General features: G+C 72.4%; 19 protein-coding genes. 11 read left to right on the top strand and 8 right to left on the bottom strand.

All coding sequences use genetic code 11. The features are described 5' to 3' along the window. Positions 1 to 18 precede the first annotated feature (18 nt). The 3 genes from C5H89_RS09655 to lipB all read right to left on the bottom strand — a co-directional run bounded on the left by C5H89_RS09655 (position 19) and on the right by lipB (position 2,553). Positions 19 to 726 carry a DUF4191 domain-containing protein gene (locus tag C5H89_RS09655; protein ID WP_101524784.1) on the bottom strand — a complete coding sequence of 236 codons (708 nt, stop codon included), beginning with the start codon at positions 724 to 726 and terminating at the stop codon, positions 19 to 21. A gap of 62 nt (positions 727 to 788) precedes the next feature. Next, entirely contained in the window at positions 789 to 1,760 is a 972-nt protein-coding gene (gene lipA, locus C5H89_RS09650) for a lipoyl synthase (RefSeq protein WP_104106874.1), read from the bottom strand. Between the two features lie 37 nt (positions 1,761 to 1,797). Next, positions 1,798 to 2,553 (bottom strand): lipoyl(octanoyl) transferase LipB, encoded by a 756-nt coding sequence (gene lipB / locus C5H89_RS09645; protein WP_104106761.1) that lies wholly within the window; start codon positions 2,551 to 2,553, stop codon positions 1,798 to 1,800. A gap of 79 nt (positions 2,554 to 2,632) precedes the next feature. Here lipB and C5H89_RS09640 point away from each other — a divergent pair, with 79 nt between their 5' ends. Then, complete coding sequence (locus C5H89_RS09640; RefSeq protein ID WP_104106760.1) at positions 2,633 to 3,172, top strand: hypothetical protein; 540 nt, start codon at positions 2,633 to 2,635, stop codon at positions 3,170 to 3,172. On the opposite strand, the gene C5H89_RS09635 is transcribed toward C5H89_RS09640, so the two are convergent. After that, entirely contained in the window at positions 3,158 to 4,054 is an 897-nt protein-coding gene (locus C5H89_RS09635; RefSeq protein ID WP_162799310.1) for a TIGR01777 family oxidoreductase, read from the bottom strand. The genes C5H89_RS09640 and C5H89_RS09635 overlap by 15 nt on opposite strands. Positions 4,055 to 4,097: 43 nt before the next feature. Here C5H89_RS09635 and C5H89_RS09630 point away from each other — a divergent pair, with 43 nt between their 5' ends. Beyond that, the gene (locus C5H89_RS09630) at positions 4,098 to 5,138 is read left to right on the top strand and encodes an SGNH hydrolase domain-containing protein (protein WP_162799309.1); all 1,041 of its coding nucleotides are present in this window, start codon (positions 4,098 to 4,100) and stop codon (positions 5,136 to 5,138) included. A 27-nt stretch (positions 5,139 to 5,165) separates the two neighbouring features. Here the strand turns inward: C5H89_RS09630 and sucB are convergent, their stop codons facing one another. Further along, positions 5,166 to 6,989, bottom strand: coding sequence for a 2-oxoglutarate dehydrogenase, E2 component, dihydrolipoamide succinyltransferase (sucB, locus tag C5H89_RS09625; RefSeq protein WP_104106757.1), 1,824 nt, complete (start codon positions 6,987 to 6,989; stop codon positions 5,166 to 5,168). 37 nt (positions 6,990 to 7,026) lie between these two features. Further along, complete coding sequence (gene lpdA / locus C5H89_RS09620; protein ID WP_104106756.1) at positions 7,027 to 8,406, bottom strand: dihydrolipoyl dehydrogenase; 1,380 nt, start codon at positions 8,404 to 8,406, stop codon at positions 7,027 to 7,029. A 137-nt stretch (positions 8,407 to 8,543) separates the two neighbouring features. On the opposite strand from lpdA, the gene C5H89_RS09615 reads away from it, so the two are divergent. Beyond that, positions 8,544 to 8,912 (top strand): hypothetical protein, encoded by a 369-nt coding sequence (locus C5H89_RS09615; protein WP_240181787.1) that lies wholly within the window; start codon positions 8,544 to 8,546, stop codon positions 8,910 to 8,912. Here C5H89_RS09615 and C5H89_RS09610 read toward each other — a convergent pair. Beyond that, the gene (locus C5H89_RS09610; RefSeq protein ID WP_240181786.1) at positions 8,909 to 10,453 is read right to left on the bottom strand and encodes a leucyl aminopeptidase; all 1,545 of its coding nucleotides are present in this window, start codon (positions 10,451 to 10,453) and stop codon (positions 8,909 to 8,911) included. The two genes, C5H89_RS09615 and C5H89_RS09610, sit on opposite strands and share 4 nt — an antisense overlap. A 67-nt stretch (positions 10,454 to 10,520) precedes the next feature. Between C5H89_RS09610 and gcvT the strand changes: the two genes are divergently transcribed. The 5 genes from gcvT to C5H89_RS09585 are packed head-to-tail and all read left to right on the top strand — an operon-like array spanning position 10,521 to position 14,136. Continuing rightward, complete coding sequence (gene gcvT / locus C5H89_RS09605; protein ID WP_104106753.1) at positions 10,521 to 11,678, top strand: glycine cleavage system aminomethyltransferase GcvT; 1,158 nt, start codon at positions 10,521 to 10,523, stop codon at positions 11,676 to 11,678. A gap of 2 nt (positions 11,679 to 11,680) precedes the next feature. Beyond that, a complete protein-coding gene (locus C5H89_RS09600) occupies positions 11,681 to 11,932 on the top strand; it encodes a hypothetical protein (protein WP_104106873.1) in 252 nt (83 codons plus the stop codon). A gap of 11 nt (positions 11,933 to 11,943) precedes the next feature. Continuing rightward, on the top strand, positions 11,944 to 12,447 hold the full coding sequence (locus C5H89_RS09595) for a GNAT family N-acetyltransferase (RefSeq protein WP_104106752.1): 504 nt from the start codon (positions 11,944 to 11,946) through the stop codon (positions 12,445 to 12,447). A gap of 12 nt (positions 12,448 to 12,459) precedes the next feature. After that, a complete protein-coding gene (locus C5H89_RS09590) occupies positions 12,460 to 13,290 on the top strand; it encodes a PhzF family phenazine biosynthesis protein (protein WP_104106751.1) in 831 nt (276 codons plus the stop codon). A 36-nt stretch (positions 13,291 to 13,326) separates the two neighbouring features. Further along, a complete protein-coding gene (locus C5H89_RS09585) occupies positions 13,327 to 14,136 on the top strand; it encodes a thymidylate synthase (RefSeq protein ID WP_104106750.1) in 810 nt (269 codons plus the stop codon). Here the strand turns inward: C5H89_RS09585 and C5H89_RS09580 are convergent. After that, positions 14,133 to 14,843 carry an aspartate/glutamate racemase family protein gene (locus C5H89_RS09580; protein ID WP_104106749.1) on the bottom strand — a complete coding sequence of 237 codons (711 nt, stop codon included), beginning with the start codon at positions 14,841 to 14,843 and terminating at the stop codon, positions 14,133 to 14,135. The genes C5H89_RS09585 and C5H89_RS09580 overlap by 4 nt on opposite strands. A gap of 77 nt (positions 14,844 to 14,920) precedes the next feature. Here C5H89_RS09580 and C5H89_RS09575 point away from each other — a divergent pair, with 77 nt between their 5' ends. Genes C5H89_RS09575 through C5H89_RS09565 form a run of 3 tightly spaced genes read left to right on the top strand, consistent with a single transcriptional unit; the run spans position 14,921 to position 16,757 of the window. Beyond that, entirely contained in the window at positions 14,921 to 15,844 is a 924-nt protein-coding gene (locus C5H89_RS09575; protein ID WP_104106748.1) for a LysR family transcriptional regulator, read from the top strand. 9 nt (positions 15,845 to 15,853) lie between these two features. Beyond that, positions 15,854 to 16,366 carry a dihydrofolate reductase gene (locus C5H89_RS09570; protein WP_104106747.1) on the top strand — a complete coding sequence of 171 codons (513 nt, stop codon included), beginning with the start codon at positions 15,854 to 15,856 and terminating at the stop codon, positions 16,364 to 16,366. A 4-nt stretch (positions 16,367 to 16,370) separates the two neighbouring features. Next, positions 16,371 to 16,757, top strand: coding sequence for an NUDIX domain-containing protein (locus C5H89_RS09565; RefSeq protein ID WP_240181785.1), 387 nt, complete (start codon positions 16,371 to 16,373; stop codon positions 16,755 to 16,757).

Genomic DNA, 16,757 nt, shown 5'->3' with positions numbered 1-16,757 from the left:
GGCCTGCGCGGTCGCCTCTCAGCGGCCGCGCAGGTTGCCTCGCATGCCCTTCATGCTGGAGGGCACGGGACCCTTGGGAAGCGGGACGTTTGACCTGTTGGCGTCCAGCGCCTTGAGGCGGTTGAGGATGTCGGTGATCTCGGCCGGCTTGACCTGACGGCCCAGCTTGGTGACGTGCTTGACCAGCTTGGTCAAGGGGACCTGTCCCTCGCCCCGTCCGCAGACCACCTCGTGGATGGGAGCCTCGGAGACGACGCGCTCGTGCTTGCGCCGCTCGCTCGCCATCAGGGCCTTGAGTCGGGCCGGGCTGGGACCCTCGCCGACCAGGACGATGCCGGGAGGCCCGACCACCCGGTGCACGACTTCCTGCTGCTTGGTGAACGCCACCACCGGGTCGACCTTCCAGCCGCGGCGCAGCATGCCCAAGGCGGCAGCCGCCGCGCCCGGCTGGCCCTCCATCTGTGCGTACGCCGCGTTCTGTGCGCGTCGGCCGAAGACGATCAGTCCGGCCAGCACGGCGAGCAGTAGCGCCCCGACCACCGCGAAGATGGTCGAGATCAGGCCGTCACCGGGCAGCAGGGAGATCAGGACGAAGCCGAGCACTCCTGCGAGCAGTGCGGCGCCGAGGATGTAGAGGCCGAGGCGCGGGTCGGTGCGCTTGGCCATCTGGTAGGACCGCACGAACTGCTGACGACGGCTGAGGTTCTCCGGGGCGGGGGTCGACATGTGATGCCTTTGCTGCCTGGGCCGGCGAACAGCCGGCTGCTGGGGGTCGGTCGGGGAGAGGCTTATGCGGTCTGGACGGACGCACGGGCGTCCATGGCCTGACGGTACAGGCGGCCGGCGCGGTAGGACGAACGCACCAGGGGCCCGGACAGCACGCCGGAGAAGCCGATCTCGTCGGCCTCGTTCTTGAGCTCGACGAACTCCTGGGGCTTGACCCAGCGCTCGACCGGGTGGTGGCGTGCGGACGGGCGGAGGTACTGGGTGATCGTGATCAGCTCGCAACCCGCCTCGTGCAGGTCGCGCAGCGCCTGGGAGACCTCCTCGCGGGTCTCGCCCATGCCCAGGATCAGGTTGGACTTGGTCACCAGGCCGAAGTCACGGGCCTGGGTGATCACGTCGAGGGAGCGGTCGTAGCGGAACGCCGGGCGGATCCGCTTGAAGATCCGCGGCACGGTCTCGACGTTGTGGGCGAGCACCTCGGGCCGGGACTCGAACACCTCGGTGAGCAGGTCGGGCTTGCCGTTGAAGTCGGGGATGAGGTTCTCCACGCCCGTCCCGGGGTTGAGGTCGTGGATCGCGCGCACGGTCTCGGCGTACAGCCACGCGCCCCCGTCGGGGAGGTCGTCGCGGGCGACGCCGGTGATGGTGGCGTAGCGCAGCTCCATCTTCTGCACCGACTCCGCGACCCGTCGGGGCTCGTCGCGGTCCAGCGGCTGCGGCTTGCCGGTGTCGATCTGGCAGAAGTCGCAGCGTCGCGTGCACTGGTCGCCGCCGATGAGGAACGTGGCCTCGCGGTCCTCCCAGCACTCGAAGATGTTGGGGCAGGCTGCCTCCTGGCAGACCGTGTGCAGCCCTTCGGACTTCACCAGGGACTGCAGCGCGGTGTACTCCGGGCCCATCCGGGCGCGGGTCTTGATCCACTCCGGCTTGCGTTCGATGGGGGTCTCGGCGTTGCGGATCTCCAGGCGCAGGAGCTTGCGCCCATCGGGTGCGACGTTGCTCGACGAGGCGCTTCCGGCGGCGGTGGTGGTCACGCGGCCCAACTGTACGCCGGGACGCACAGTGGCCGCCTCACGGGCGAGCGGCGCCCGGGACCACCAGCTGGATCCGGGGGGTGCGTCCCGGTTCCGGGCGCGGATCGTAGTCGGGAGTGGGGGTGTAGTCGGCCCAGTCGAGGTAGGTCCGCAGGTGGCGCTCGACCAGCGGGACCACGTCGGTGACGCTCACCGGACGGCCCAGCTCGGCGGTCAGCGAGGTCACCCCGGCGTCAGCGATCCCGCACGGCACGAACCGGCCGTACCACCCCAGGTCGACGTCGCAGTTGAGCGAGAAGCCGTGCATCGTCACCCCCCGGCTGACGCGGATCCCGAGGGCGGCGATCTTGCGCTCGGGACGCCCCTGGGAAGCAGGACCGGGCGGGTCGGCCCGCAGCCAGACCCCGCTGCGCCCGGGGATGCGGGCGGTGGCGACGCCGAGGTCGGCGCACACCTGGATGAGGGCCTCCTCGACCCGGCGCACGTAGTCGACCACCTTGACGTGGTCGGGCAGCCGGACGATGGGGTAGCCCACCAGCTGGCCGGGGCCGTGGAAGGTGATCTTGCCGCCGCGGTCGACGTCGATGACCGCGGCGCCGCCGGGGTCCGCGGGGCGTTCGTGCGGGTCGGTGCGCTTGCCGGCCGTGAAGACCGGCGGGTGCTCCAGCAGCAGCACGGTGTCGGCTCGCTCGCCGTCCGCCACGGCAGCGTGCACCTCACGTTGGAGGTCCCAGGCCGCCAGGTACTCGACGGCGCCCGCGCCGAATCCGGCCACCTGGAGGTCGAAGCTCATGACCCGACCCTAACCCCGGGGGGCCGGGGCTGTGGACGACGTACGACGGCCAGGGCCGGGAACCGCCAGAGTGTCACCCGTGACCGTGCAGCGAATCGCCACCGCCCTCGCCGCCCTGGCCGCGGCGAGCGTGCTGGCCACCCTCCTGGTGTGGGCCGGCGCGGGCCGCGGCGCCGACCCGGTGCACCTCGCGGCCGGTCCCGGTCCGGGCGCGCCGCTGGAGGTGCTGGCTGCCTGGGACGCCAAGCGGGCTCGGGCCTGGGCGCACGGCGACGTGCCGGGACTGCGCAAGCTCTACGTCCCCGGCTCCCGAACCGGACGCAGGGACGCGCGCATGCTCGAGCGGTACGTCGACCGGGGACTCGTGGTGACCGGCCTGACGACCCAGGTGCTCGAGCTGGGACCGGTGCGTCAGGGGTCCGACCGGCTGGTGCTGGACGTGGTGGACCGGGTCGCCGCAGCACAGGCGGTGGGAGAGGAGATCCGTACCGATCTCCCGCGTGACCGGCCGTCTCGCCGTCGCGTCGAGCTTCGTCGGCTCGGGGAGCGCTGGCTGGTCGTCGAGGTGCGAGACCTGCCGTCCAGGGACTCGGGGGAGGGCAGCTCAGGGCCGGGCTGAGAGCCCGGCAGCGAGCACGTCGGCCACGTCGAGGTCCTCGAAGTCGTAGCCGGCCCGCTCCAGCCCCTCGGGCTTGGCGTTGACCGAGCCCAGCACCTCCGGGGCCATGGCTCCGGCGGCGAGCGAGACGAGCCGAGCCGGCACGGCGAGGAACGTGGGCCGGTTGACGGAGTCGGCCAGCGCCCGGGTGAACGCGCGGTTGGTGGGCGTGCTGGGGCAGCAGATGTTGAAGGCGCCGGAGACGTCGCGGGACTCGGCCAGGAAGGACACCGAGCCGAGCCAGTCGCGCAGCGAGACCAGCGGGAAGTACTGGTCGCCGCGTCCCAGGCGAGCCCCGAGCCCCGCCCGGAAGAGAGGCAGCAGCTGCTTGAGCGGGGGAGAGCGCCGGTCCATCACCGGGGCGGTCCGCAGGATGCAGACCCGCGCGCCGGCGGCGGACGCCGGGGCCGCTGCCTCCTCCCACACCCGGGTGACCTGGGTCAGCAGGGCATCGCCACGGGAGTCACTGGCCTCGGTGACCGGGTCGGCACCGTGGTCGCCGTAGATCGAGATGCCGTTGCCGGCCAGGAAGGCGGGCGGGCGCTCCACGCAGGCGATGGCCTCCGCCAGCACCTGGGTGGTCCGTACCCGGCTCTCCCGCAGCTCCCGGCGCCAGGTGGCCGAGTGCGGGTTGCCAGCGGTGGGGGAGCCGGCGAGGTTCACCACCACGTGCGCGCCCTCGAGGGTGGCGGGGTCGAGGGCGCCGCCGTAGGGGTCCCAGCGGAGCTCACCCGTGCCGGGCTCGCGGCGTACCAGGGTGGTCACGTGGTGGCCGTGGCCGCGCAGGTGCCGCACCAGGTTCGTGCCGAGGAACCCGGACGCCCCGGCGATGACGATGCGCATGGACACAGCCTTGCAGGTGGCTGGGCATGGGTAGGGTCCGAGCATGAGGAATCGGGTCGGCGCTGCCCTGCTCGCACTTGCGTTGCTGGGGACGCTGCAGGCGTGCTCGGAGGACGGCAACGACGACAAGGGCGAGCCCACGCCGATCACGGCGGTGGAGACCCCGGTCTCGCTGAGCGACCTGCCCACCGGGGAGCGGGTGGTGGAGGACGTCTCCGCTGCAGTAGAGACGGCGCAGGTCCCGGCCGACCTCGACCCCCCGCTGCCCTGGATCGCCACGCTCGGCACCCTCCAGCCTGCGGAGCAGCGGTGCGTCGCGCCCTACGCCGCGACGGAGCTCGAGTCTCCCTGCGTGGTGGGCGACCCGGAGGCGACCGAGGAGATCGTGCTGTGGGGTGACTCCCACGCGGCACAGTGGATGCCGGCGCTGACCCAGATCGCGGCACAGACCGGCCGAAGCCTGCGGGTGATGGTGAAGTACGGGTGCCCGCCGCTGCTCGGACTGACCCCGTGGCTGCCCGCGGAGGACCGCCCCTACACCGAGTGCACCGAGTTCAACGACGCAGCGGTGGAGATGATCCGCGAGGTGGATCCGGAGCTGGTGGTGATGAGCGGGGCGGTGCGCGGCTCGTCGTTCGTGGTGGACGGCGAGCAGGTGGAGCTCGGCCGCGCCGCCCCGGGCAACGGCTGGCGTCTGGATGCGGAGCGGGACGAGATCTGGCAGCAGGGACTCGCCTCATCCATCGACGAGATCGGCGACGAGAGCCGGGTGGTGGTCCTGGGGGACACGCCGTACCCCGGGGTGGACGCAGGCGTCTGCCTGCCGGCCAACAGCGCGCAGCTGGGGCGATGCGCGGTGCCTCGGAGCCGGGCGGTCATCTCCGAGCACAACGAGGCCGAGGCCGCCACCGCCACCGAGCACGGCGCCGAGCACGTGGACCCGACGAGCTGGATCTGCACGGAGCAGACGTGTCCTGCGGTGGTTGCCGGCCGGGTCGTCTACTGGGACAGCTTCCACCTTGGGCGCAGCCATGTCCTGGGCCTCAGCCGCGCGCTGGGCGAGTCGCTGGATCTCCTCGAGTGAGAGGAGACCCAGCGACCCGGGTCCTGCTCAGACGTCGAAGTGGCCGGACTCCAACCGGTCCTTGACCTCGGTGAGGAAGCGCGCGGCGTCGGCACCGTCGACCAGGCGGTGGTCGTAGGTCAGCGCCAGGAACATCATCTGGCGCACCGCGATCGTCTCGCCCAGGTTGGCGTCGTCGATCACCACTGGCCGCTTGACGACGGTCCCGGTGCCGAGGATCGCCACCTGCGGCTGGTTGATGATCGGGGTGTCGAAGAGCGCGCCCCGGCTGCCGGTGTTCGTCAGCGTGAACGTGCCGCCCGACAGCTCGTCCGGGGTGATCTTGTTGTTGCGGGTCCGGTCCGCCACGTCGCCGATCTTGCGGGCCAGTCCGGCGATCGACAGGTCGCCGGCATCCTTGATCACCGGAGTGAGCAGGCCCTTCTCGGTGTCCACCGCGATCGCGAGGTTCTCCTTGTCGAAGTAGGTCACCTCACCCTTCTCGGTGTCGATCGTCGCATTGAGGCTCGGGTGCGCCTTGAGCGCGTCGATGGCCGCCTTGGCGAAGAACGGGAGGAAGGAGAGCTTGACCCCCTCGCGGGCGGCGAAGTCGGCCTTGACCGAGTCGCGCAGCCGCGAGATCGCCGTGACGTCGACCTCCACCACCGTGGTGAGCTGGGCGCTGACCTGCAGCGACTCCACCATCCGCTGGGCGATCACCTTGCGCAGACGGGTGAGCGGCTCGGTGCGGCCACGCAGCGGTGAGGCAGCCGGCGCCTGCTGGGAGGCCGCCGGGGCGGACTCCGGCGCCGCGGCTGCGGCCGGAGCGGCCTTCGGCGCGGCTGCGTCGAGGACGTCCTGCTTGCGGATCCGACCGCCCACCCCGGTGCCGGTCACCGTGGACAGGTCCACGCCGTGCTCGGCCGCCATCTTGCGGACCAGCGGCGTCACGTAGGTGCTCTGGTCGTCGTTGCGACCGGCCGGTGCCGGGGCAGAGTCGGGCTGGCTCGGCGCCTGCTCGGTCTGTGCCGGTGCGGCCTGCTGCGCGGGCTGCTCCTGGCGAGCCGGTGCCTCGGTCTGCTGGGTCGCCGGGGCCTCCTGCTCGGCGACGGGCTGCTGCTCGGCCGGGGCCGCCGGCTCCTCGGCCGGAGCGGACTCGGCGGGAGCGGACTCGGCGGGAGCGGACTCGGCGGGAGCGGACTCGGCCGGAGCGGACTGCGTCGGAGCACCCGAGCCGATGATCGCGAGCTCGGCGCCCACCTCGACGGTCTCGTCCTCGGCGACCTTGACCTCAAGCAGGGTTCCGGCCACGGGGGAGGGGATCTCGGTGTCGACCTTGTCGGTGGAGACCTCGAGCAGGGGCTCGTCGACCGCGACGTCGTCGCCGACCTGCTTGAGCCAGCGCGTCACGGTGCCCTCGGTGACCGACTCGCCCAGCGCGGGCAGGACCACTGCGGTGCTGTCCCCACCCTGGGACGAGGACTCCTGCGCGGCAGGGGCCTGCTCGGCGGGAGCGGCCTCCTCCTGCTCAGCAGGGGCCTCTTCCTGCTGGGGCTCCTCCTGCTGCGCGGGGGCCTGCTCTGCTGCGGGCTCCTCGGCAGGCGTCGACTCCTCCTGGCCACCTGCGCCCTCGCCCTCCTCGCCCACGACGGCGAGCACAGCACCCACCTCGACGGTGTCGTCCTCGGCGGCCCGGATCTCCAGCAGCGTGCCGGCCACGGGGGAGGGGATCTCGGTGTCGACCTTGTCGGTGGAGACCTCGAGGAGGGGCTCGTCGACGGCGACGGCGTCGCCGACCTGCTTGAGCCAGCGGGTGACGGTGCCTTCGGTGACGGATTCGCCGAGTGCGGGGAGGGTGACTTCGGAGGCCATGGGATTCCTGTCGTCTCGTGGTGAGCGGGTAGTTGGGTCAGGAGTGGGCGTGCAGGGGCTTGCCGGCGAGAGCCAGGTGAGCCTCGCCGATCGCCTCGTTCTGGGTGGGGTGGGCATGCAGGAGGGGCGCCAGGTCGGCAGCGTGGCCCTCCCAGTTGTAGATCAGCTGCGCCTCGCCGATGAGCTCGCCCACGCGGTCCCCGACCAGGTGGATGCCCACGACGGGGCCGTCCTTGCGCGCCACGAGCTTCACGAAGCCCTGGGTGCCCAGGATCTGGCTCTTGCCGTTGCCCCCCAGGTCGTAGGTCACCGTGGTGATCTGGTCGGCGCCGAACCTCTCGTTCGCCGCGTCCTCGTCGAGACCGCACGAGGCGACCTCAGGGTGGCTGTAGGTGACGCGGGGGATCCCGGTCTCGTCGATGGGGGCCGGGTCCAGCCCGGCGATCTCCTCGGCGACGAAGATGCCCTGGGCGAAGCCCCGGTGCGCCAGCTGCAGGCCGGGCACGATGTCGCCGACCGCGAACACGCCCTCGAGGCTGGTGCGGCACCGGTCGTCGGTGGTCACGAAGCCGCGTTCCATGGCCACGCCCTGCTCGGCACAGCCCAGCCCTTCGGTGGCGGGACCGCGTCCCACGGCGACCAGCAGCAGCTCGGCCTCCAGGACCTCACCACCCTCGACGGTGACGGACACCCCCTGGTCGGTGGTCTTGACGCTCTGGAACGGGGTGCCGGTACGGAAGCCGATCCCGCGCTTGCGGAAGGCCCGCTCCAGCGCTGCGGACGACGAGGCGTCCTCGGCGGCCAGGAGTCGGGGGAGGGCCTCCAGGATGGTCACCTCGGCGCCGAAGCTGCGCCAGACACTGGCGAACTCGCACCCGATCACGCCGCCGCCCAGCACGATGACCGAGGTCGGGACCCGGTCCAGTGCCAGCGCGTGCTCGGAGCTGATGACCCGGTCCCCGTCGACGTCTAGTCCGGGCAGCGACCGCGAGTAAGACCCGGAGGCCAGGACGAGGTGTCGCCCGGAGTACGTCGTTCCGTCGACGGTGACCTCACGCGGTCCGGTCATCCGGCCCTCGCCCTGGATCACGGTGATGTCGCGGCTGGCGACGAGTCCGGTCAAGCCCTTGTGCAGCCGCCGCACGACGCCGTCCTTGTAGGCGTTCACCGCGGTCATGTCGATGCCCTCGAAGGTGGTCCGCACCCCGAACCGGGCGCCGTCCCGGGCGGAGTCGGCGACCTCGGCGGAGTGCAGCAGGGCCTTGGTGGGGATGCAGCCCACGTGCAGGCAGGTGCCGCCGAGCAGGTCCTTCTCGACCAGGCCGACGCTCAGCCCGAGCTGGGCCGCGCGCAGCGCGCAGGAGTATCCGCCGGATCCCGCCCCGAGGACGAGAACGTCGAATTCGGCCGCGGCCACGTATCCCTACCTCCGGTGCTAGGCGTCGGCGTCGGGACGCCGTCACTGCTGGTCCCGCCCCATCTTTGCACTTCTGCCCTCGGTGTCCATCACCGGATACGCGCCACAAGTGACGCGTCACCCGTCACAATGGCGGCATGGGATTGTTCGATCGTCTTCGACGTGGTGGAGGTGCCGGGGTACGTCGGCCTGGCAAGGCCACCGGCCGCACCGGCTCTACGACGGTGCGCTCCTCGGACAGCGCCGACACTCGTCACCTCAACGAGTGGGTCGCGGCGAGGCGCGGCGTGGAGGGATTCGTGGAGCCGCGCACCGCGGTCAGCGACGTGACCCTGCTGCTCGTCGCGCACGACGGGGAGTGGACCCGGCGACGAGTCCCCTCGGTCAAGTGGGCGCACTCGTTCTGCAACCACCACCGGGTGCCGTCCTACGACGCGGCGGTGGTCGGGATCCCGCAACGGATGCGGGACTACATCGCGCGGGAGAAGCAGCGGGGCCGGGGCTAGTCTCCCGAGCCGGTCGAGGAGTCCTGGACCCCGGAACCAGGTGCGGCCGCGAGGTCGCGGGCCAGGTCCACCAGGGTGGTCACCGCGAACCCGGTGCCGCCCGAGGTCCAGTCCCCGAACGGACCGCCGGAGTTGAAGGACGGCCCGGCGATGTCGAGGTGCGCCCAGGGCAGGCCCGCGGTGAACTCGCGCAGGAACGCGGCGGCGTACAGCCCCCCGCCCCAGCGGACCCAGTCGTGCTGCGCGAGGTCGGCGATCTTGCTGCTCCGGATCCGCTCGCTCATCTCCTCCGGGATCGGCATGGCCCAGTGCGCCTCCCCGGCGCGGGTGCCGGCGGCGATGACCTGGGCGACGACGTCGTCGGTGCCGACGACGCCGCAGACCTTCTCTCCCAGCGCCATCACCATCGCGCCGGTGAGGGTGGCGACGTCGACGACGAGGTCGGGCTGCTCCTCGACCGCCATGGCGAGGGCGTCGGCGAGCACCAGTCGTCCCTCGGCGTCGGTGTTGAGGACCTCGACGGTCGTGCCGCCCCTGATCGTCAGCACGTCGCCGGGCCGCGCCGCGTCACCGGAGACCATGTTCTCGGCCATCGGGGCCCAGGCCGTGACCTTGATCGGCAGACCCAGCGCCGCGATCGCGAACGTCGCCTGGAGCACGGCGGCGGCGCCGGCCATGTCGGACTTCATGGTGGTCATCGAGCTCCCGGGCTTGATGGTCAGCCCGCCCGAGTCGAAGGTGATGCCCTTGCCGACCAGGGCCAGGTGGGTGCTGGCGGCCTCGGGGGCGTACTCCAGCCTGACCAGCCGCGGCGGCGCGTCCGAGCCGCGGCCTACGCCGAGGATCCCGCCGCAGCCCAGCTCGGCGAGCTGGTCCTCCTCGAAGACCTGCAGGGCGATCTTGGGGGCACCGCGGCCCTTGGTCGCGGCCTTGTGGGCGACCGTCACGGCGTCGGCGAACAGGGGCGGGGTCAGGTTGCCCGGAGGCTCGTTGACCCAGTCGCGGGTGGCGGCGACGGCAGCGGCGACCACCTGCGCCTCCTCGAACGCCGTGATCGCGGCCGCGTCCCGCGCGACCGGGGAGAGCAGGACCACCTCGGCGGGACGGTCGTCCTTGGCGTCCTTCTTGTAGCGGGTGAAGGAGTAGCCGCCCAGCAGGTAGCCCTGCAGCGCTGCGGCGACCAGCGAGGCGTCCCCGGCAGGCAGAGCGAGCGCCAGCGAGGAGGCGTTCGGCACGCTCCGGGCCGCCACGCCGGCCGCCCGGCGCACCGAGACCACGTCGGTCTCGGTGCCGAGACCGACCAGCACCAGCAGCGGAGCGTTCAGCGTGCCGGCGGTGGGGATCTTGACGCTCTCGCCGCTCTTGCCGCTGACCCCGAGACTGGCCAGCATCGGACGCAGCTTGCGTCCGAAGGCGGCCGTGACGTCCTCGCCGCCCTCGGCCAGCACCGGGCCCTTGTCCGTCTTCAGGACGCCGACCACCACGGCGTCGGTTCGGGTCTTGGCCGGGCTGGCGCTGCGCAGCGTGTAGGTCGAGGTCACCTGAGCAGGATAGTCACCCCTCTGGGACGGGGCGCCCGTGGTGCGCCCTGCGGTAGGTTCGGCAACCATGTCCTCGACCCCCAGCCCGTCGACGCCCGAAGCGGCCGGATCCGGCCCGCAGCTCAAGCAGTCGCCGCTGCACGACCGGCACCTGGCGCTGGGCGCCAAGCTCGCCGAGTTCGGCGGCTGGTCGATGCCGCTGGAGTACGCCGCGGGGGTCATCAAGGAGCACACGGCCGTGCGGGAGTCCGTGGGCGTCTTCGACGTCTCCCACCTGGGCAAGGCGATGGTGAGCGGCCCCGGTGCCGCCGCGCACGTCGACGCCACGCTCTCCAACGACCTCGCCAAGATCCGCCCGGGCAAGGCGCAGTACACCCTGTGCTGCGACGAGGCGACCGGCGGCATCGTCGACGATCTCATCGCCTACTACGTCGACGACGAGCACGTGCTGCTGGTGCCCAACGCCGCCAACGCCGCCGAGGTGGTGCGCCGGCTGCAGGCCTCGGCGCCGGAGGGGGTCACGGTGGTGGACCACCACGACGACTACGCGGTGCTCGCGGTCCAGGGCACCCGCTCCGACGAGGTGCTGGAGGCGATCGGCCTTCCGGCGGGGCACGAGTACATGTCCTTCGTCGAGGCTCCCTGGGGGGACCCCGACGGCCCCGCGGTGGTGGTGTGCCGCACCGGCTACACCGGTGAGCGCGGCTACGAGCTGCTGCTGCGCAACGAGGTCGCCGGCGAGGTCTGGGACGCGATCCTCGCCGCCGGTGAGGAGTACGGCATCCTGCCCTGCGGCCTGGGCTCGCGCGACACCCTGCGCACCGAGATGGGCTACCCGCTGCACGGCCAGGACATCACCGCCGAGGTGACCCCCGTCCAGGCTGGGCTGGGGTGGGCGGTGGGCTGGAAGAAGGAGCGCTTCTGGGGCCGGGACGCGCTCGTGGCCGAGAAGGAGGCCGGGCCCAAGCGCCTGCTCCGCGGCCTGGTGGCCACCGGGCGGGGCATTCCCCGCCCGGGCATGTCGGTCTCGCTGACTCGCGACGTGCCGCTGTGCGAGGTGACCTCCGGCACCTTCAGCCCGACCCTGAGGAAGGGCATCGGCCTGGCTCTGGTGCCGACCCTGGTGGCCCCCGACGCCCAGGTGGGTGTGGATGTCCGAGGTCGCCGTGAGATCTTCCAGCTGGTCAAGCCCCCGTTCGTCGACACGTCCGTCAAGGAGTCCTGATGATGCCCGAGGAACCCTCCCGCTTCGCCGCCCCCGGCCCGGGTGACCTGCCCTGGCACTGGGCGCTGCTCGACGCCGCCGGTGCGCCGGTCGAGGTCTCGGCCGAGTACGCCGACCAGCGCTTCGCCAGCCAGGGCGACGCGGAGTCCTGGGTGGGGGAGATCTGGGCCGAGCTGGCCGAGCAGGGGGTGGACGCGGTCACCCTGCACGAGGTCGACCGCGTGGTCTACGGCCCGATGTCCCTGCACGCCTGAGCGGGCACGCCGTGACCGTGCGCGCCGCGACCCCGGACGACGTACCGGCGATCCTCGCGCTGATCCACGAGCTCGCGGTCTACGAGCGCGAGCCGGACGCGGTGCGGACGACCGAGGCGGACCTGGGGCGGGTGCTCTTCCCCGCCGACGGACCCGCCGCGGCGTTCTGCCACGTGGCCCTGGACGGCGAGGACGTGGTGGGCATCGCGGTGTGGTTCCTGAGCTTCTCGACCTGGACCGGTCGGCACGGCATCTGGCTCGAGGACCTCTTCGTCAGCCCCGCGCACCGGGGTCGTGGCCTGGGCAAGGAGCTGCTGCGCACCCTGGCCGAGATCTGCCTGGACCGGGGCTACACAAGGCTGGAGTGGTGGGTGCTGGACTGGAACGCCCCCTCCATCGCCTTCTACCAGGCACTGGGGGCGGTCGCCCAGGACGAGTGGACGACCTACCGCCTCGACGGCGAGGCGCTGTCGGTCCTGGGCGGGAGCCCGCGGCGGGCTCCCCGGCCGTCGTGACAGGGTCGTGTCATGCATGACTTCCGACAGGTCGACGTCTTCTCCGCCGAGCCGCTGAGGGGCAACCCGGTGGCGGTGGTGCACGCGGCGGACGACCTCACCGAGGAGCAGATGCGGGCGTTCGCGCGCTGGACCAACCTGAGCGAGACCACCTTCCTGCTGGCTCCCACCACCGCTGGGGCCGACTACCGGCTGCGGATCTTCACCCCCGGCGGGGAGCTGCCGTTCGCCGGGCACCCGACGCTGGGCTCGGCGCACGCCTGGCTCGAGGCGGGGGGCCAGCCTCAGCACCCCGAGCGCGTGGTGCAGGAGTGCGGCGCGGGGCTGGTCACCGTCCGGCGCGGGGAGCGGCTCGCCTTCGCTGCTCCGCCGCTGCTGCGCAGCGGGCCTGCCGACGCGGAGACGGTGCGCGCGATCGCCCGCGCGCTGCGCATCGAGCCCTCGGAGGTGGTGGCGGCCCAGTGGGTCGACAACGGTCCCGGCTGGGTGGCGGCCCGGCTTCGCGACGCCGACGCCGTGCTGGCCCTGGACCCCGACTACGTCGCGATGGCCGACCTCGACCTGGGCGTGGTCGGGCTGTACCCGCCGGGGGGCGAGGTCGCCATCGAGGTCCGCGGGTTCGCCCCCGAGCTCGCCGTCCCCGAGGACCCGGTCACCGGGTCGCTGAACGCCGGTGTGGCTCAGTGGCTGATCGGCAGCGGCGTGCTGCCCCCGTCCTACGTCGCCGCGCAGGGCACTGCGCTGGGCCGGGCGGGGCGCGTCCACGTGGACCAGGTCGGGGACACCACCTGGGTGGGTGGGGACACCAGCACCACGATCTCGGGAACCCTCCGTCTCAGGTGAGCCTCCTGGCCTGACCGGACGGCGTACAGTCGCCCCGTGCAGCAGTACCTCGACCTCCTCCAGCGGATCCTCGACGACGGCGTCGAGAAGTCCGACCGCACCGGCACCGGCACGCTCAGCGTCTTCGGTCACCAGATGCGCTTCGACCTCTCCCAGGGGTTCCCGCTGGTGACCACCAAGAAGGTGCACACCCGCAGCATCTTCGGCGAGCTGCTGTGGTTCCTGCGCGGGGACACCAACGTCAAGTGGCTCCAGGACCGCGGCATCTCCATCTGGGACGAGTGGGCGGACCAGAACGGCGACCTCGGGCCGGTCTACGGCGCCCAGTGGCGGTCCTGGCCCACCCCGGACGGGCAGCACGTGGACCAGATCGCCCAGGTGGTCCAGCAGATCCGGGACAACCCGGACAGCCGCCGCCACATCGTGAGCGCCTGGAACGTCGCCGACATCGGTGACATGGCGCTCGCGCCGTGCCACACGATGTTCCAGTTCTACGTCGCGCCGTCCGCCACCGGTCCCGGCCGGCTCAGCTGCCAGCTCTACCAGCGCAGTGGGGACGTCTTCCTCGGCGTGCCGTTCAACATCGCCTCCTACGCGCTGCTGACCCACATGGTCGCGCAGGTCACCGGCCTGGAGGTCGGCGACTTCGTGCACACCCTCGGCGACGCGCACCTCTACCTCAACCACCTGGACCAGGCGCGCCTGCAGCTGACTCGCGAGCCCCGTCCGCTGCCGCGCCTCGAGCTGGACCGCTCGGTCACCGAGCTGGACGCCTTCGACCTGGAGCACATCTCGGTGCACGGGTACGACCCGCACCCGGGGATCAAGGCGCCGATCGCGGTCTAGGCGGCTGGGCGGGCGGGCTCGCCGAGGGCGACCTGCGCCGCGTACGCCGCGTGCACGGCCATCGAGTCGATCAGCGGCACCGGGCTGTCCTCGGGCCGCACCAGCAGCTGGATCTCGGTGCAGGCCAGCACCACCGCCTCCGCGCCGCGGGACGCGAGGTCCTCCAGCACCCGGGCGAAGGTCGCCCGGGACTCCTCCCGGACCACGCCCAGGGTCAGCTCGGAGAAGATCACCTCGTCCAGCGACTGCCGCTCCTCCGCGCCGGGCACCACGCAGGCGAGCCCGTGGGCGCCCAGCCGGTCGGCGTAGAACGGCTCCTCCATCACCCAGCGGGTGCCCACGACCCCGAGCGTGCCATAGCCGGCAGCGGTCGCCGCGTGGCCGACCGCGTCGCCGATGTGGAGCAGCGGGACGTCGACGGCGGCCTCCACCGCCGGCGCCACCTTGTGCATCAGGTTGGTGGCGATCAGCACGGCCTCGGCCCCCGCGCCCTGGAGCCTGCGGGCGGCGTCGCCCAGCAGCCGGCCGGCGCCGTCCCAGTCGCCGGCGACCTGCAGGGCGCGTACCGTCCCGAAGTCCATCGAGGCCAGCAGCAACTCGGCGCTGTGGTGCCCCCCGCGCTCGCGGGCGACCGCTTCGTTGATGTGGGTGTAGTAGTCGACGGTCGAGTGCCAGCTCATCCCGCCGAGGATGCCCAGAGTCGTCATGCGTCCATCCTGGCCGGTTGAGGAGGTCCAAGGAACTCCGCTTCTTCTTCGACGACCCATAAGCAATGCTATGAGGCGTGGACTCCCGTCGTGTGCTCATCTTCCGGACCGTGGCCCGTGCGGGCTCGATCAGCGCTGGCGCCCGCGAGCTGGGCTGGACCCAGCCGGCGGTGAGCCAGCACCTGCGGGCGCTGGAGCGCGAGGTGGGGGGGCCGCTGCTGGTGCGCGGCGCCGGCGGCGTCGACCTCACCGAGGCCGGTCGCCGCCTGCTGGCCCACGCCGACGCGGTGGCAGCCCACCTCGAGGCCGCCGCTGCCGAGCTCGACGACCTGGCCCAGCTGCGGTCCGGCTCAGCGCGGATGGCCTCCTTCCCCTCGGGGTCGGCGGTCATCGTCCCGTCGGCGTTGGCCGCGCTGGCGGTCGCCGCCCCCGAGATCGAGGTCAGCCTGGTGGAGGCGGAGCCCCCGGAAGCCGCCGCGCTGGTCCGCAGCGGCGCGGTCGACCTGGCCCTGGTCTTCGGCTACCAGGAGGACCGCGCCGAGGAGGCGCTGGTGGCCGTGCCCCTGGCCGAGGACCCGATCCGCCTGGTGCTGCCGGCCGACGTCGCGGCCGTGCCACGCCGGTTGGCAGAGCTCGAGGACCGGCTGTGGGTCGCCGGCTGCGAGCGGTGCCGAGGTCACCTGGTCGCCTGCGCGGCCCGGGCCGGGTTCGTGCCCCGCATCCGGCACGTCACCGACGACTACGTGGTCGTGCAGGCTCTCGTCGCGCGCGGGCTCGCTGTCGCGGTGCTGCCCGAGACCGCGCTGAGCGCGTTCCGACACCCCGGGGTGCGCACCGAGGAGCTGCCGGAGCTCGGCTCGCGCCGTATCGACGTGCTGCACCGACGCGGGATCGAGCGGGTCCCGGCCGTCGCCGCGCTGCTGGCTGCGCTGCAGGTCGCGGGTCCCGTCGCTGGTCCTGTCGCGGTGGGAGCCATCCGGTCCGGCTCACGCTCCGCGTAGGGTCGTCGCGTGCACGAGGCGGACAGGCGAGTGGTCATCGTGGCGGCCCACGCCCGGAACCGGGTGATCGGTCGTGGCGGTGAGATCCCGTGGCACCTCCCCGAGGACTTCGCCCACTTCAAGGCCGAGACGCTCGGGCACACCCTGGTGATGGGACGTGCCACCTGGGACTCCATCGGGCGTCCGTTGCCGGGACGCAGCACCGTGGTGGTCACCCGGGACCCCCAGTGGTCGCCCGGCCAGTACGGCGACCAGGTCCAGGTCGCCCACAGCGTGCCCGAGGCGCTGGCGCTCGCGGACCAGCTGCCCGGCGACACGGTGATCGCCGGCGGCGGACAGATCTATGCCGAGACGCTGGACCGGGCCACCCACATGGTGCTCACCGAGGTGCACCTGTCACCCGAGGGCGACGCGTTCTTCCCCGAGGTCGACCTCAGCCAGTGGCGCGAGGTGCGCAGGGTCTCGCGCGAGGACCTGGACTGGGTCTGGTGGGAGCGCAACGGCCTGGACGCCCATGGCTGATGTCGTGGCTGACATCGTGGTCTCCGCTGTCGCGTTCGTCCGCGACGGCGCGGTGCTGACGGTGCGCAAGCAGGGCACCAGCCGGTTCATGCTGGTGGGCGGCAAGCCCGAGCCCGGAGAGGACCCCGAGGACTGCGCGATCCGGGAGACCGCCGAGGAGGTGGGGCTGGTCGTCACCGACCTGGAGCTGCTGGGGGAGTTCACCTCCGAGGCGGCCAACGAACCCGGTCACACCCTGCACTCCACGGTCTACACCGCGGCCCTGACCGGCGAGCCGGTGATCGGGGGCGAGATCGCCGAGCTGCGCTGGACCCGCCTGGACCAGTCCTACGACGATCTCGCGCCGATGCTGGAGCAGCACGTCATCCCGGCGATCCGGAGCGCCCGCTGA

Origin of the sequence: Nocardioides sp. 616, assembly GCF_002930065.1 — a bacterium.
GTDB classification, from domain to species: domain Bacteria; phylum Actinomycetota; class Actinomycetes; order Propionibacteriales; family Nocardioidaceae; genus Nocardioides; species Nocardioides houyundeii.
This window is presented reverse-complemented; position numbering and strand designations above follow the sequence as displayed.

Coding starts and splice junctions, on each gene's coding strand:
- C5H89_RS09655 (WP_101524784.1), bottom strand. CDS start 726: ATGTCGACCCCCGCCCCGGAGAACCTCAGCCGTCGTCAGCAGTTCGTG.
- lipB (WP_104106761.1), bottom strand. CDS start 2,553: ATGAGCTTCGACCTCCAGGTGGCCGGATTCGGCGCGGGCGCCGTCGAG.
- C5H89_RS09635 (WP_162799310.1), bottom strand. CDS start 4,054: ATGCGCATCGTCATCGCCGGGGCGTCCGGGTTCCTCGGCACGAACCTG.
- C5H89_RS09630 (WP_162799309.1), top strand. CDS start 4,098: ATGAGGAATCGGGTCGGCGCTGCCCTGCTCGCACTTGCGTTGCTGGGG.
- sucB (WP_104106757.1), bottom strand. CDS start 6,989: ATGGCCTCCGAAGTCACCCTCCCCGCACTCGGCGAATCCGTCACCGAA.
- C5H89_RS09615 (WP_240181787.1), top strand. CDS start 8,544: ATGGGATTGTTCGATCGTCTTCGACGTGGTGGAGGTGCCGGGGTACGT.
- gcvT (WP_104106753.1), top strand. CDS start 10,521: ATGTCCTCGACCCCCAGCCCGTCGACGCCCGAAGCGGCCGGATCCGGC.
- C5H89_RS09600 (WP_104106873.1), top strand. CDS start 11,681: ATGCCCGAGGAACCCTCCCGCTTCGCCGCCCCCGGCCCGGGTGACCTG.
- C5H89_RS09590 (WP_104106751.1), top strand. CDS start 12,460: ATGCATGACTTCCGACAGGTCGACGTCTTCTCCGCCGAGCCGCTGAGG.
- C5H89_RS09580 (WP_104106749.1), bottom strand. CDS start 14,843: ATGACGACTCTGGGCATCCTCGGCGGGATGAGCTGGCACTCGACCGTC.